We start from the raw sequence: 15,924 nt of genomic DNA, 5'->3' as shown, positions 1-15,924 counted from the left end.
AAAGGAGTGGAAGACATGGAACGCGAAATGGCATTGGAAATTGTAAGAGTAACAGAAGTCGCGGCATTGGCTTCGGCTCCCTGGATGGGACGCGGTGACAAAAACAGCGCAGATGAAGCAGCAACACTAGCTATGCGTGCAATGTTTGACTCGGTATCGATCAACGGTACAGTAGTTATTGGTGAAGGTGAAATGGATGAAGCTCCAATGTTGTATATTGGAGAAAAAGTGGGAAATACAGATTCGCCAGAAGTTGATGTAGCTGTAGACCCGCTAGAAGGAACAGCTATTGTAGCGAAGGGGTTGAATAACGCACTTTCGGTTATTGCTGTAGCAGATAAAGGTAATCTTCTACATGCACCTGATATGTATATGGAAAAGTTAGCTGTAGGCCCTGCATTAGTGGGCAAGCTCAGTATTGAAGATCCTGTCGATGTGACTTTGCATAAAGCATCCAAAGCACTCGGTAAAAATATGGCGGATATCACCGTAATGATACTGGATCGTGATCGTCATGAAAGTATTATCAAAACATTACGTAAAGTAGGCGTACGGATCAAATTTATCAGCGATGGCGATGTAGCTGGCGCGATGGCTCCTGCTTTCCCCGAAGCAGGGATTGATCTGTATCTAGGTTCAGGCGGTGCACCAGAAGGTGTACTGGCGGCAGCGGCGCTATCTTGCCTTGGTGGAGAACTTCAAGGCAGACTGATGCCAGCCAATGCAGCTGAATTTGAACGCTGTCAGGCAATGGGTATCGAAAATCCGTACCAGATTCTTACGATGCAGGATATGATCGGCACCGACGATGTTATTTTTGCCGCAACAGGTGTAACGCCTGGTGAGATCCTGGGTGGTGTACGTTATCTGGCGGATGATCGTGCAGAGACACATTCAATTGTTATGCGTGCCAAAACCAAAACGATTCGTTATATCAAATCACTTCATTACCTACCGAACAAAGAAGTGCTTCACAAAGTAAGAAAGATTCAAGCAACAGGGCAACCTGAAGATCGCCGTGTAGCAGCTGTTGAATCGGTAGTCAGTAGCAAAAAGCAACCGGTCGAAGCGAAGCCAACATCTTAATCGCTGATGTTGCATTTTTGATTTCAGTATTACTCTTTATAAAAAGACAGTCCTTGATAGAAGGGCTGTCTTTTTTTGTATGGATTTGAAGAATCACAGAGATTGGTATAGGATAAATGATAATGAATCTTACTAGAGGAAGGGTATGGACAGCATGGAACTTAGCTTAGATCATGACATGTTAAAAGCTAAATTTTATATCATCATGGAACCACATCCTGATGCGATATATAGTGCTTCTTTTACAGAGTTGAGTACAGTGGATGGGATGGAGAAGTTTTTACAGTTCTATGCTCCTTTGTTAAAAGCACCGGATACCGAACCTGCGGGCACATTTTTTTGTTCGTGGTTAGGTCGAATCGCATTAGCAGGGCAATATTATCTTTCCTTCTATAATAAGAGTATTGCACTTGAGCCGGATAATTTAATTATGGATATGGTTGAGAGTAATGGATATTGTCAGTTTGCTTTTCGACTTCAGCAATGGGGTGAAGAGCAAGGGCCGGATGCACCGGAGGAACGAGCCTTATTCCGTCAGACTCATTTAGAACAGTTGTACCAACAAACGCTTCGTCCTATAGTCGAAGCGATCTCTGCGGTCACAGGAGCTCATGCGCGTGTCTTCTGGCGTCAATTTCCAAGTCAGTTCAATTATTTTGTGCAGACATGGCAACAAGAAGCATCTTCACCAGAGATTGTAGAGCATATTAAAGATGATCATCGGTATGTGACTTCTGAAATGAGTGCTGAACCTTTTGGATTAACGGTGAATCCATTGAATATGCGGACTCGTTATACGACCAGTATTCAAGGAGATCAACAGATTCCACTAAAAAGTGCTTGTTGTCTATATCATCGGATGGATGACGGGGATTATTGTTTCTCTTGTCCGAAGCTTAGCGAAACCGATAGAGATGAGCGTCGTCATGCTTATCAACAAAAGGAGGGGATTTAATTGATTATTGGAATTATATCGGATACCCATCTATCCAGTCGCAATCGTCATTTGCCTAATCATGTATTAGAAGGTTTACAAGGGGTAGATTTGATTTTGCATGCAGGAGATTTCTGTGATTGGTGGGTCTATGAGAAGTTGTCTGAATTAGCGCCTGTCGAAGCAGTCGCAGGTAATAATGATGGATCAGAGATTGTGGAGCGATTAGGACTACAAAAGATTATTGAAGTGGGCGGCAAGCGAATTGGCTTGGTGCATGGAGATGGATGGAAAGGGACGACACCGGATCGTGCTTTTAATACGTTTCCTAATGAAGCAGTAGATATTATTGTATTTGGACACTCGCATACACCATTGTCTGAAGTGCGGGAAGATATCCTACTATTCAATCCGGGTTCGCCGACAGACAAGCGCCGTGAACCTCGATACTCTTATGGTAAGATCACGATCGAGGGCGATCAAGTATCTGCGGAACATTTCTTTTTTGATAAAGAATAATCTATAGATCCTATATAAAAGGGTTGATGATGAGCGTATGTCGCTCAAATCATCAACCCTTTTCGTGATGCCTATTTACGTATTACATCAGGATAAAGTAGTCGTTTACCATGCGGAATACTCTAGGTGAATCCAACTTGAGATGGAGCGTGTACTATCACTGGATAACGTAATTCGATACAGACCCGGTATAGGATCGTTAGGAGAAAGAGGTAATATACGATGCAAAAATCCACCTTGATTGCCGTCAATAATCTCTGTGACGACAGGTGTCCATTTTTCAGTAGACCATGAGTAAAATTCATAGGTCATGAATACACGCTCTCCTGGCAGTAATGTAACAGAAATCTCGGCATCTACATTGCCACCCGGGCCAATACTAGGACTGTAATACACACGATTATTTTGATCCATCGATCCTGGGAAATCATCTTCTGCATATAATGAAGGTGTGATCGTATTTTCGCTAGATGAAGGGATCTCATTGTGCTCCATCGCCATCATCGAAGTGGGAGAAATAAAGAACGTCATCGTTAAGATCAATCCTATTACTGATGTAGCATATTTTGAATAGTTCATAACATATCCTCCTTGATAAGATAAAGATATATTTCTACTACAAATCCAATAGCGAGTGGGAACCTCCAGGATCACCTCCTTACTCAAGTAGCAAACAAGCTGTTATCACAACTAAAAAGTAAGCGTTATTATTTTACATCCTAATATTACTATATTTTCCATAATATTAATATAAGTAATTAGAAATAATGTAGGCTGCATAACGAATATACCGATATCAACAATGCAATAGTTCTATAACTATAAGGAAAAATGACTTTATTTTTACATAAGATATATAATTATAGAGTTATAACTTAAATATTTCCTTATATTCATATAGATAGAACTATTATTCGATGATATCGTTAACTTAAACCTGATAAACATGATTTTAAGTAACAGGTTGCATATTATACTTCAAAAGGAGCGATATCACTGATGAAAAAATGGTTAACAACAGCTTTAGCGGCTACTTTGTTAGCATCAGTAGTTACAATTGTGCCGACAACTGCTGTACCAACAACAACTGTTGAAGCGGCAGGAGTACAAAACACTACCATTATCGTGAAAGCAGGGGAAGTGTATGATGGCAAAGGAGCACGTTTCATCGCAGGAAGTGCTCTTGGAGATGGCAGTCAAAAAGAAGGTCAAAAACCTATTTTCCGTGTTGAAAATGGGGGCACATTAAAAAATGTAGTACTGGGTTATCCAGCGGCTGATGGCGTACATACTTATGGCAACGCCACTCTGGAGAACATTGTCTGGGAAGATATCGGTGAAGATGCAATGACAATCAAAGAGAGCGGAACAGTTACGCTTAAAGGCGGTTCAGCTACCAATGGTGACGATAAAATGTTCCAAATCAATGCTGCTTCTACGTTTAAAGTGAGTAACTTTAAAGGTTCCAAAGCAGGTAAATTTATTCGTCAATTGGGCGGAAGTACATTCAAAGTGAATGTAACAATCGACAATTGCGATATCTCTGATATGAAAGAAGCTATTTTCCGTACAGATAGTTCAACAAGTACAGTGAAAATGACGAATACCCGTTACCACAATGTAGGCACTAAATTTATTGGTGTTAAAAACATTACGGAAAGTGGTAACACTCAATACTAATAGTTAACGATCCAGTTATTGGCGTACATGTTTTCCCAACTCTAACCCTGATTTGTCCTTGTTCTTAGCAAATCCCCCTTTGCTACTATAAATAGAACAGTTAACCTCCAACTCACATCGTAGTGAGTTAGGAGGTTCTTTTTTTGTGCATAATTATGCTTTATGGATCACAGAAATTGCATATTTAATCTTTTTTTAAGTAATTCATGATCTGAATTTAAGGTTTATCCTACACAATGAAATGACATAAAAAACATACATGTACTATTTATAGTCGGGGGAGGAACACCTATGGAAATAAGAGCAAATACAGTATCCAAATTGAGGATAGATATCCCACTTATTTTTATTTTAATCCTTTCTGCTTTTCTGAACATATGGAAGATTTGGGAAAACGGAAATGCGAATGCTTACTATACAGCAGCAGTAACCAGTATGCTTCAAAGTTTCCATAACTTTTTCTATGCTTCATTTGATCCCGGAGGATTTGTAACGATTGATAAGCCTCCTATAGCGTTCTGGGTGCAGACGTTATTTGCATCTATTTTTGGAGTGCATGGATGGAGCGTCACATTGCCGATGGCATTAGCAGGTGTCGGATCGGTAGGTCTAATCTATCTTATTGTCAAACCCACTTTTGGAACGTCTACAGCACGTTTAGCAGCACTAATGATGGCGATCACCCCTGTAGCAATAGCCGTACAACGTTCCAATAATGTAGATAGTCTATTAGTATTCTGTTTGCTACTAGCAACATGGATGTTATTCAAAGGCGTGAAGCAACATAAAGCACTATGGATTATTGCCGGATTTTCGATGGTGGGTATTGCTTTTAACGTCAAGATGCTACAAGCGTATATGATCTTACCTGCCTTATATGTATTTTATCTTTTGGCTTACCAAGTTCATTGGAAAAAGAAACTATCTGTTCTAGCGATCGGAACGGTATTGTTAGCAGGTATTTCGGTATCATGGGCAATGGTAGTCGATAGTGTACCGGCTAGTGAGCGACCTTATGAAGGAAGTAGTCAGACAAACTCTGTGATGGAATTAGCTTTTGGCTATAATGGACTGAATCGTCTAACCGGACAGACGTCTGTACTTGCACCAGCGAATGAGCTGAACAGCAGTCAGATTGCTCCTCCAGACGGAGGTAGAAATACAGGAACGATGTTTAATATTGGCGATGCAGGCCCGCTTCGTTTATTTCAATCCAGTCTTTCCGGTCAAGCAAGTCTATTATTACCATTTGCGATCATCTCATTGATTGCATTATTTGCAGGTTTACGCCGAAAATGGCGTCGTTCAGATCATCTAGAGACGATATTCTGGGTGATATGGTTACTTCCTGTTGCTGGCTTCTTCAGTATTGCAGGATTTTTCCATCAATATTATCTGATTATGTTAGCACCACCTGTCGCTGTACTAGCTGCAACAGGATGTATAGCTCAATGGAAATTATATCGTGAAGAGCGTGGATGGCTATCATGGTTGTTGCCTATCAATATGGCAGTGACAACTGCTTTTCAACTGTATGTGATCTATCCATTTAATGAAACGATCGGTTCAAGTTGGTTTTATATTATTGGCATTTTAGGATTAGGGTTGACGATAGGCTTGATCTTAGGCAAACGTCGTTCTATCTTCAAAGAAAGAAAAGCGTATCTAGCTTCTATGGCGATGGCAGTTCTTATGTTAACTCCAATGTATTGGTCATCGTTCTCTATTGTAAATGCTACTGGCAACGTAGCTATTCCAGCAGGTGGCCCTGAAGCGAAAGAAAGATTGGGGGGATTCGGAGGTGCTTCTGCTCGTCTAACAGCTCCCAGAGAAACACCTCCTGCGAGAACGCCTAATCGTGGCGGTATGTATCAGAGTGCCAATGAGAAATTATTACAATATGCGATGGAACACAATACAGGGGAAAAATATCTATTCGCTGTATCTAATGCAAGTACAGCTGCTCCTTATATTATCCAAACAGGCAAGCCTGTGATGGCAATGGGTGGATTCGGAGGCAGTGATCCGATTCTCACCGTAGATTCTTTACAAGATTTGATCAGCAAAGGAGAAATCAAATACTTTATGATCAATGGTATAGGTGGTCGTGGTGGTGAAGCTAGTGAAGTGATCACATGGATTAAAGCACACGGCACAGAAGTTCCTACGGAAGAGTGGCAAGATACGACCAGTACGGTTTTACAAAATAGCCTTTCTGGAGCTAATAATACTAAAGTTACAAGTTCTACTATGAACAGCCCTCTAAATGGGATGAATCGTACCCATAATGGCGGTGGATTCGGTGGGATGATGAGTGGCACATTGTATGAAATTACACCAACAGATATTAATTCATAAGATTGTATAAATACTATCCTCTTTTTCTTGTAGATTCACTCTACAGAAGAAGAGGATTTTTGTAATATTGATTCGATTGCGTTTCATAATATATAAGAGGTTTACATATTATCTTATACGATCTTTTTAAATGTAAGTAAGTATCGAACATCTACTAACGTACACTTGTACGTGAATGATCTATATGGAGAAACCAAAGTCAGTGTTGATTATAAAAAGAAAAAAGGACTATAGGAGGGTAATATTTATGATTAGTGATAACACATTATACGATTGCATTATTGTAGGTGGAGGCATTGCAGGATTACAGGCGGCTATTCAGTTAGGCAGATATTCTGCACATGAAGTACTGGTGATTGACGCTGGACATGGACGTTCTACTTTGTGCCAGAACTACGGAAACATTCTTGGATTTCCAAATGGTGTCTCAGGCGAAGAGTTGCGTAAGCTTGGACGTGAACATGCAGAACCATTAGGTGTACAATTTCATGAAGATCGCATTTTGGAAGCTCAACAAAAAGAAGATCATTTTCTACTCAAAGGTGCACAAGGAGAAAGTTATAAAGCCAAAACGCTATTGTTAGCTACAGGCTTAATTGACCGTTTCCCACGATTACCGGGATTAGTTGAAACATTAGGTTATAGTGTATATGTATGTCCGGATTGTGATGGTTATGAGATTGAAGATCGTCGTACAGTCGTGATCGGTGCAGGAGAAGCAGGAGCACAAATGGCTCTTATTCTGTCAGAGCGTACTTCTGACTTAATCTATATCAATCATGAATCCAAGCCATTCCGTCCAGAAACGATGGAGCATTTACAAGACAAACAAATATCGTATATCGAATCGGCTGTAGCTAAAGTGGATTATCATGAAGGTGGTATTATCCATAGTGTAGAGCTAGAAGATGGACAGACCATTGAAGTGGAACGTGGATTTATTGCTTTTGGCGGAAATCATGTCAATTCAGAGCTTGCCGAGCAATTAGGTGTAGAAACGATTCATAATCATCATATAGAGACCGATCCACGCTCTAAAATGAGCAATATTGAAAATGTATGGATTGCTGGTGATCTAGGGGCACATTCAGAACAAGCGAATATTGCTATGGGCGAAGGAGCACAAGCGGCGATATGGATTAATAAAACATTATTAAAAATGAAAAGTACTCCACAAAAGCAAACAGTAAATTAATAACTATATTTCTATAATATTCTAGAAAGCAAAAGACACTTTAAGTGCGCTTTTGCTTTCTTTTGTGAAAACGGTTGTGTTAAAATTGAGATGGATTACTATTTAATCGGTCAGGTGGGGTGTCATATTGCGTTTATATCCTAAAAAGGGATTCAAGCTTGTCACCATTGTAAGCACTATCATCGTTTTTTCAATCCTACTCACGATGATTATTTCTGTTTACTCCGCTTATCTGGTCAGTAAACAAGCGCTTGTTGATAATTATCTGGAAAGCAATTACCAGCATGCTAGTGAACTGGCTAATGCTGCGGGTAATGTGTTAGATACAATGCAAGAAAGTGTCGATGGACTCGCTACAATATGGCAACGTGGAAGTAAAATCGATCAAGATTTGTTAGAAGATTTGTATTCTAATAACAAAAATTACTTTAATTCGATTGTCATTGTAAATAAGAAGTTAGTTGTAGATAATACGGTACCTGCTACATCAGGTGTCACAGCAGGGCAACAATTAAGTGGACCTATCAACAATATGTTGTTAGAGATACGTATTCCTCATATCACTGAGCCTTTTCGAAGTAAAGATGGTAGATGGATTGTATTAGTAACCAGTCCCTTATTTGATAAGCAAGAACGTTATTATGGGTATATTGCCGGAACGATTTATTTGCAAAAATCAAATGTATTACAAGGTATTTTAGAACATGATTATTCTTCGGATGGTTCGTATATCTATGCTGTCGGGCCTAAAGGGAATATTATTTTCCATCCGGATATCAACTTAGTCGGAGTAAGCAAAGCTTCGGATGAAGCAGTGTGGAAAGTCATGGCAGGTCTAGCAGGCAAAATTGAATTTACCGATCAACAAGATCAGACCTTCTATACTGGCTATGCTTATAATATGAAAACTAGCTGGGGTGTGATTGTCCAAACGCCTGCATCGGTGATTGATGTTCCTTTGCGTGAATTATTGCAGAAGAGTATTCTGTTATCTTTGCCTTTATTGCTGATTACGTTAGCGGCAGGTTGGATTATTACGTATTTGGCTGTTCGACCGTTGCACGTATTGGCTGAATATTCGAACCGGATGGTCAATGATTGGCGTAGTGAAGCTTTACCGCCGATGAAATCGGGAACGTATGAAGTGAAAGTCCTGTATCAAAGTATTCGATTTACTACACGTCAATTACAGAAGTACATTATGAAACTAAAAAATGAAACGGCTCTGGATGGTTTAACAGGGCTTGCAAACCGTCGTAACTTTGATTCGACACTCGAAGCATGGTGTATTGGAGATGAACCTTTTGCCATGGTCATGTTAGATATTGACCGTTTCAAGCGAGTGAATGATACGTATGGTCATCTTACCGGAGATCGAGTGATGCAATTTTTAGCGGTCATTATGCGTAACGTGTCACGTGAAGGAGACGTTTGTTTTCGATACGGTGGGGAAGAATTCGGTATTTTACTACGTGGATGTAATGTGACTCGTGCTTATATTGTAGCAGAACGATTGCGTGAATTGCTTCAAGGAACGGTGAGTCCTTCAGGTGAAATAATTACGGTGTCTAGTGGAGTGGTAGCTTTCCCTGAACATGGTCGAACTCCAGATGATCTGATTAGTCATGCGGATGAAGCAATGTATACGTCTAAGCGTGAAGGTAGAAATCGAACAACGATTTATTACAACCAACCGATAGAAGTTGCTGAAGAAGTAGAAAAAGAACCGACTCCTGAAGAAATCAATGTATAACCAAAGCTTGTTCACGTGAGATCGTGAGCAGGCTTTTTTTGTTATGTATGCTTTTCTTTCATTTAAACGATCCGATTGATATGTTCTATATCTGTATCAATCTTATCTATAAGCGAATTCATTGACCTTATCCCCGATTAGGTCTACATTTATGTGACAATACCAATTAAGTAGATAGGAATTAAAGACATTAGAAAAAAAGAGGGAGGATCTAGAGGATGAGTGAACTTGCTATAGCTTTATCTTTGCCGGATACGCTTGAATCGGACGTGATTCGTATTCGCCGCGAATTGCATGCTTATCCTGAAGTTCTTTTCGATGTTGATCATACGACTACACTGATTGTTGGACTATTACGCAAATGGGGATTGGACGTACAACATGGCGTGGGTAAGCATTTTGGCAAAGGAATAGTAGGTATCCTGCATGGCGCAGAACCAGGCGAGACTATTCTATTACGTGCAGACATCGATGCTTTACCGATTCAAGAAGAACATCAGTATCCGTACCGATCTCAACGTGAAGGTTATATGCATGCTTGTGGTCATGATGCTCATACAGCAATGTTGCTTGGTGCGGCTAAAGTATTAAGTCAACATCGAGAACAGATTCGTGGAACGATCAAGTTTGTTTTTCAACCGGCTGAAGAAGGGGCACTGCTTTCACCTATTGATGGACGATGGATTAGTGGCGGACGAGATATGATCGAAGATGGTATTTTGCAAGGAGTGTCGCAATCTTTCGCAATGCATGTCTGGCCTGATCTTCCTGTAGGGAGTATTGGGATTCATGAAGAGACGGCAATGGCGGCATCTTGTCACTTTTCAGTTCATTTTCAAGGGACTTCAGGTCATCATAGTGCTCCTCATTTATCGTCAGACGCTATTATTATGGCGGCACGGTTTGTAAATGATATGCAGATTTTTATGACAACAGGTATTAATCCTAGCGAAGCCAAAGTGCTATCTTTTGGAACACTACATGCAGGCACTGTCAAAAATGTGATTGCAGGCGAAAGTGAAGTGACGGGAACGTTTCGTGCTTTTCGAACAGAAACAGTAGAGCGGATCACTCGGGCAATTGTTGATTATGCCCATAGTATTGCTTGCCTGCATGGAGGAAAAGCAACCATAACTCAGCGCACCGGTACGGTACTGAATAATGAATCTTCAGCCGTACAAACAGCTAGGAAAGCGGCAGAACCTATTTTTGGTAAAGAGCATGTACTGACGTTAGAGCAACCTTTTCTTGCCGGTGAAGACTTTGCCCTATACACTCAGCATCGTCCGGGGGTATTTGCTTTTATCGGTTGCCGTTCACCAGAAGCGACAACAGCGTATCCTTTACATCATCCCAAGTTCGATATCGATGAACAGGTTCTTCTTTTAGGAACCAAAATGCATATTCAGTTTGCTTTAGATGCACTGACTTGATCACAACAATGACTTACAAGCTATAGATCAATTCTATTAAAGATAAAGGGTGGATGATCATGACTCAAAAGACATTGAAATTAGGAGCTATTATTCAAGGTGTAGGCGGTAACATGTCAGCTTGGAGACATCCAGAAGCGATTGCTGATGCGAGTATTAACTTCGATTATTATCGTCAACAAGCGTTAAAAGCAGAATCGGGCAAGTTTGACTTTTTATTTATCGCAGACGGTCTGTATATCAATGAAAAATCAATTCCTCATTTTCTGAATCGCTTTGAACCGATCACCTTATTATCTGCTCTAGCAGCGATTACTTCACGTATTGGTTTAGTCGGTACACTATCCACATCATATAGCGAACCTTTTACAGTAGCTAGACAGTTCTCAAGCATCGATCATATCAGTGGTGGGCGAGCAGGATGGAATGTAGTTACTTCGCCACTTGAAGGTTCAGCGCGCAATTATAGTAAGCCTGAACATCCTTCTCATCCTGAACGATATAAGATCGCCGATGAGTATTTACAAGTGACCAAAGGGTTATGGGATTCATGGGAAGAGGATGCTTTTGTACGGGATAAAGAATCAGGAGTATTTTTTGATCCTGATAAACTGCATACCCTTCATCATCAAGGTGAACATTTCTCAGTACAAGGGCCACTCAATATTGGACGATCCCGTCAAGGACAGCCTGTTATTTTCCAAGCAGGTTCTTCTGAAGATGGTAAAAATTTGGCGGCTAAAGAAGCTGATGCGGTATTTACTCGTCATGATAGTCTGGAAAAAACAGTTGGTTTCTATCGTGATCTTAAAGGTCGGCTCGCACAATATGGGCGTACAGCAGATGAATTACTCATTTTACCGGGAATTAGTGTCATTCTGGGTCAGTCAGATGAAGAAGCAGAACGCAAATACTGGCAGGTGGCGAAATTAGTCACGATTGAAAATGCGATAGATTATCTGGGTCGTTATTTTGAACATCACGATTTCAGTCAATATGCTTTAGATGAACCTTTTCCCGAGTTAGGTGAATTGGGTGAAAATAGTTTCCGTAGTACAACAGACAGCATCAAGCGTAATGCTCGTCAACATCAGCTAACACTACGAGAAGTTGCATTACAAGCGGCAACACCTAGACCTACCTTTATCGGAACTCCAGAGCATGTGGCAGATCAGTTGCAACAGTGGTTTGAAGCAGGAGCGGCAGACGGATTTATTGTCGGCGGAGGTACCCCGCAAGGATTAGCTGAATTTATTGATCAAGTTGTTCCTATTTTGCAAGCCCGAGGTCTTTATCGTACCGAATATGAAGCAGATACGCTGCGAGGTAATCTAGGGCTGAATATTCCAGCTAATCGTTATACTCCACATACCTCTCCGGTTACACGGTGAAAGGAATCACTTATGGCACATACTAAAAAACAGTATTTACCTGCATCGTTAGGATGGACTGCAAGTATTCTATTGATAGCTCTATCATTGGTATTATCCGGTTGCGGAGGCGTAGCAGCAGAGAAAAGTAGTGCTCAAGGCCATGCTACAGCTAATGGAGGAAATTTAACATATGCGCTAGCCACTTCACCCGATACACTTGATCCTCATCGTAGTGGTCTAGCGGTATCGGTGAGGGTGATGCGTACATTGTACGATAGTCTTGTGTTGCAGACCGCCGATGGTTCGATTAAGCCTTGGCTTGCAGAGTCTTGGACAACTTCCAAAGATGGCAAAAGCTATACATTCAAATTACGCAAAGATGTGAAGTTTCACGACGGCACTCCTTTTAATGCAGAAGCAGTCAAATTCAACTTTGATCGTGTGATCGATCCAGCGACCAAAGCAGCCAATGCACTAGCACTTATTCGTCCTTATAAATCGTCTAAAGTGATCAATGAATATACCGTGCAAGTGAATCTATCGACACCTTCCGAAGCTTTTCTAGGTAATATTAGTCAAGCCATGCTAGGGATCGTGTCTCCAACAGCAGCGAAAAAAGAAGGCGAACAATTTGGTAAGCATCCTGTCGGTTCAGGTCCTTATCAATATGTTGATTGGAAAGACAATACTTTCATTCAAGTAAACCAAAATCCGGATTACAAATGGGCTCCTGAAACCGTGAAAAATACAGGCACACCTTATATCAATGGCATTACATTCTCAATTATTCCTGAAGAAGCGACACGGATCGGTAGTGTACAAAGTAAGCAGGTACTTGCTGCTGAGACAGTACCTCCACAAAATATATTGGCACTCAAAAACAGCCCGGATCTTCAGTTATTGCAAGCCAACACACTCGGCTTACCATATACCTTATTTATCAATGAACGTCATGCTCCGTGGGATGATGTCAAAGCAAGACAAGCTCTACAATCTGCGATTGATGTGAATGCGATCGTCAAAACGTTATATCTAGGTACGTATGAACGCGCATGGTCTTCATTGACTCCAGGCATTCTAGGTTACGATGAGTCATTGGAAAATAAAATCCAACCTGATCTAGCTCGTGCTAACCTTCTGCTAGATGAACTGGGATGGGTGAAAGGGCAAGATGGTATCCGTGTCAAAGACGGCAAGCGTCTCACGCTCAAATATGTAGACGGTTCTCCTAACCGAGAAAAGCGCAATGATATTGCGGCGATGATCCAACAGCAATTAAAGCCTGTCGGTATCGATGTGCAAGTCAATATTACTAAAGATATTGCGACAGTAGTCTATCAAAATGGAGAGTACGATCTGTACGGTAATAGTCAGGTGAATTCTGATCCTAATGCATTGTCGGCGTTCTATCATACTGCTGATCCGTCAGCCCGTCCGACATTACCCGGGTTATCTGATCCGCAAGTCGATCAATGGCTAGAACAAGGAGCTATTGAAAAAGATAAAGACAAACGTGCTGAAATCTATCGCAAGGTACAACAACGTATTAGCGAACTGTCTGTGATTATTCCTGTTTACATTTTCCCGTATACGATAGCAGCATCGAAGACTGTACAAGGCATTACATTTGATTATCTAGGTTATCCGATATTTAACGATGTACGTATCGGAGGATAAGGAGGGATCTATGGTACAGACGATCATAACACGCACGATCTCATCGTTACTGGTTATTGTAGGATCATTAACATTGGTATTTGCGATCTTTTACTTGCTACCCGGTGATCCTGTACTATCAATGATTGATCCCACATATGCTACACCTGAAATGATCGAAAACCTACGGGTACAGTTAGGATTAGATCAGCCATTTTATATTCAATTTGGTCATTATCTCGCAGATATGTTACGTGGTGATTTTGGCGTATCGATGGTGAATTCTGATCCTGTATTACCCAAAATCCTAGCGAATTTTCCGTCTACATTGATTTTGACTTTATCCAGTACATGTATAGCTGTCATCATTGGTGTAGTGCTTGGTATATTATCGGCTGTTCATCGTAACGGTTGGATTGATATTGTAGCACGAACCGTCGGCTTATTCGGAATTTCGATGCCTACATTCTGGTCAGGCATTTTGCTGATTTTGATCTTTTCTATTCAATTGGGCTGGTTCCCGGCAATGGGTTCGGAAGGGATATCGACACTGGTACTGCCTGCGATTACGCTCGGGATTGTCGGAGCAGGCTTTGTGATTCGAATGGTGCGTAATAGTATGTTGGAAGTGCTGAGTGAACCTTTTATCACGACTTTACGGGCAAAAGGAATATCACGTCATGTGATTATGTATAAGCATGCTCTACGTAATGCACTGATTCCTGTGGTGACAGTCGTCGGTATGCAGATTGGAGAAATGCTAGCCGGAACGGTAGTAATCGAGACGGTCTTTTCCAGACAAGGTATTGGACGGATTCTAGCAGATGCGATTATGGCACGTGATATTCCAGTAGTACAAGGAGTTGTCTTTTTTACAGCTATTCTATACGTAGTTATTAATCTACTGGTAGATATCTCATATACGTATATTGATCCTCGTATCCGTCGTTCGAGTACTTCGAGATAAAAGGGAGGGTATCTATGAAGCAGGCAACACCAACATTAACAACAGACTGGCAAAATGAATCGTCTTCTACGGTACGATCGAAAAAGTTATCATGGCAAGCAACAACGACTCGTTATATGTGGTATATCGCATTAGCTCTTATTGCATTTATTGTACTCTGTGCGCTTGTGCCCCAGTGGATTGCTCCATATTCACCTGTAGACATGGTAGCCGATCGTATTTTACAAGCACCTAATGCTATCAATTGGCTAGGTACTGATTATTTTGGAAGAGATATATTCAGTCTGGTAGTCTATGGCGCTCGGGATTCGTTGTTAATCGGATTTAGCTCGGTCGTTATAGGTGTACTTGTAGGCGTATTGCTAGGCACATTGGCAGGATATATTGGGGGCATACTGGATACGATCGTAATGCGCTTTATAGATATTTTAATGACTATTCCCGGTGTGTTGTTAGCCTTAGCGATTGCGGCTGCACTGGGTCCGGGATTGCTGAATATTATTATTGCGATCTCTGTCTCGGCGATTCCCGGTTATGCGCGTGTGATGCGTGGTCAGATGGTGAGTCTGCGTAGTCGAGGGTATGTAGAAGCTTCTCGCTCTCTAGGAGCTTCTGGACTGCGTATCGTCTGGAATCATATTCTTCCTAATGCAGTCTCACCGATTCTAGTGATGGGAACGCTAGGTCTAGGTACAGCGATTCTGACAGGCGCAGGGCTTAGCTTTCTAGGCTTGGGTGTGATCCATGAGATTCCCGATTGGGGTGCACTTTTATCTCAAGGTAGAGGCTATCTAACTGTAGCATGGTGGATTTGTACTTTCCCCGGACTAGCTATTACTGTATTTGTACTTGCGATCAATATTATAGGAGATGATCTCAGAGATCGGTTAGATCCCCAAAGTTCTTATCTATAATGATAGATAATTTTGAGTCTATACCATGTGAAAAAAGTAGAGCGTATACGCTACAA

The 15,924-nt window shown here is 41.1% G+C and carries 13 protein-coding genes; 12 read left to right on the top strand and 1 reads right to left on the bottom strand.

What is annotated here, in order from left to right; all coding sequences use genetic code 11:
- Window positions 1–15: 15 nt before the first annotated feature.
- The 3 genes from glpX to PO903_RS17060 all read left to right on the top strand — a co-directional run bounded on the left by glpX (window position 16) and on the right by PO903_RS17060 (window position 2,539).
- Window positions 16–1,086 carry a class II fructose-bisphosphatase gene (gene glpX / locus PO903_RS17070; RefSeq protein WP_069328718.1) on the top strand — a complete coding sequence of 357 codons (1,071 nt, stop codon included), beginning with the start codon at window positions 16–18 and terminating at the stop codon, window positions 1,084–1,086.
- Window positions 1,087–1,231: 145 nt separating this feature from the next.
- Window positions 1,232–2,041: a (2Fe-2S)-binding protein gene (locus PO903_RS17065; RefSeq protein WP_273594064.1), complete on the top strand. Its 810-nt coding sequence runs from the start codon at window positions 1,232–1,234 to the stop codon at window positions 2,039–2,041.
- Window positions 2,042–2,539: a metallophosphoesterase family protein gene (locus tag PO903_RS17060; protein ID WP_273594063.1), complete on the top strand. Its 498-nt coding sequence runs from the start codon at window positions 2,042–2,044 to the stop codon at window positions 2,537–2,539.
- Window positions 2,540–2,644: 105 nt separating this feature from the next.
- Here PO903_RS17060 and PO903_RS17055 read toward each other — a convergent pair whose 3' ends face one another.
- Window positions 2,645–3,118 (bottom strand): hypothetical protein, encoded by a 474-nt coding sequence (locus PO903_RS17055; RefSeq protein ID WP_069328715.1) that lies wholly within the window; start codon window positions 3,116–3,118, stop codon window positions 2,645–2,647.
- Between the two features lie 420 nt (window positions 3,119–3,538).
- On the opposite strand from PO903_RS17055, the gene PO903_RS17050 reads away from it, so the two are divergent.
- The 9 genes from PO903_RS17050 to PO903_RS17010 all read left to right on the top strand — a co-directional run bounded on the left by PO903_RS17050 (window position 3,539) and on the right by PO903_RS17010 (window position 15,868).
- Window positions 3,539–4,219, top strand: a complete 681-nt coding sequence (locus PO903_RS17050; RefSeq protein ID WP_069328277.1) for a pectate lyase — start codon at window positions 3,539–3,541, stop codon at window positions 4,217–4,219.
- Window positions 4,220–4,510: 291 nt separating this feature from the next.
- Window positions 4,511–6,577: an ArnT family glycosyltransferase gene (locus PO903_RS17045; protein ID WP_273594062.1), complete on the top strand. Its 2,067-nt coding sequence runs from the start codon at window positions 4,511–4,513 to the stop codon at window positions 6,575–6,577.
- Window positions 6,578–6,824: 247 nt separating this feature from the next.
- Window positions 6,825–7,772, top strand: a complete 948-nt coding sequence (locus PO903_RS17040; protein ID WP_139129255.1) for an NAD(P)/FAD-dependent oxidoreductase — start codon at window positions 6,825–6,827, stop codon at window positions 7,770–7,772.
- A gap of 127 nt (window positions 7,773–7,899) precedes the next feature.
- Window positions 7,900–9,525, top strand: coding sequence for a sensor domain-containing diguanylate cyclase (locus PO903_RS17035; protein ID WP_273594061.1), 1,626 nt, complete (start codon window positions 7,900–7,902; stop codon window positions 9,523–9,525).
- Between the two features lie 218 nt (window positions 9,526–9,743).
- Window positions 9,744–10,958 carry a M20 metallopeptidase family protein gene (locus PO903_RS17030; protein WP_069328280.1) on the top strand — a complete coding sequence of 405 codons (1,215 nt, stop codon included), beginning with the start codon at window positions 9,744–9,746 and terminating at the stop codon, window positions 10,956–10,958.
- A 59-nt stretch (window positions 10,959–11,017) separates the two neighbouring features.
- Complete coding sequence (locus tag PO903_RS17025) at window positions 11,018–12,349, top strand: LLM class flavin-dependent oxidoreductase (protein ID WP_502921652.1); 1,332 nt, start codon at window positions 11,018–11,020, stop codon at window positions 12,347–12,349.
- Between the two features lie 12 nt (window positions 12,350–12,361).
- Window positions 12,362–14,008 (top strand): ABC transporter substrate-binding protein, encoded by a 1,647-nt coding sequence (locus PO903_RS17020; protein WP_273594060.1) that lies wholly within the window; start codon window positions 12,362–12,364, stop codon window positions 14,006–14,008.
- A gap of 10 nt (window positions 14,009–14,018) precedes the next feature.
- Window positions 14,019–14,954, top strand: a complete 936-nt coding sequence (locus tag PO903_RS17015; RefSeq protein WP_069328283.1) for an ABC transporter permease — start codon at window positions 14,019–14,021, stop codon at window positions 14,952–14,954.
- Window positions 14,955–14,968: 14 nt separating this feature from the next.
- A complete protein-coding gene (locus tag PO903_RS17010) occupies window positions 14,969–15,868 on the top strand; it encodes an ABC transporter permease (protein WP_273594059.1) in 900 nt (299 codons plus the stop codon).
- The last annotated feature ends 56 nt before the right edge of the window (window positions 15,869–15,924 follow it).

It is taken from the genome of Paenibacillus sp. PK4536 (assembly GCF_028594455.2).
GTDB lineage: Bacteria > Bacillota > Bacilli > Paenibacillales > Paenibacillaceae > Saccharibacillus > Saccharibacillus nuruki.
Note: the sequence above shows the minus strand (reverse complement) of the source record. Positions and strands in the feature narration are given on the sequence as shown.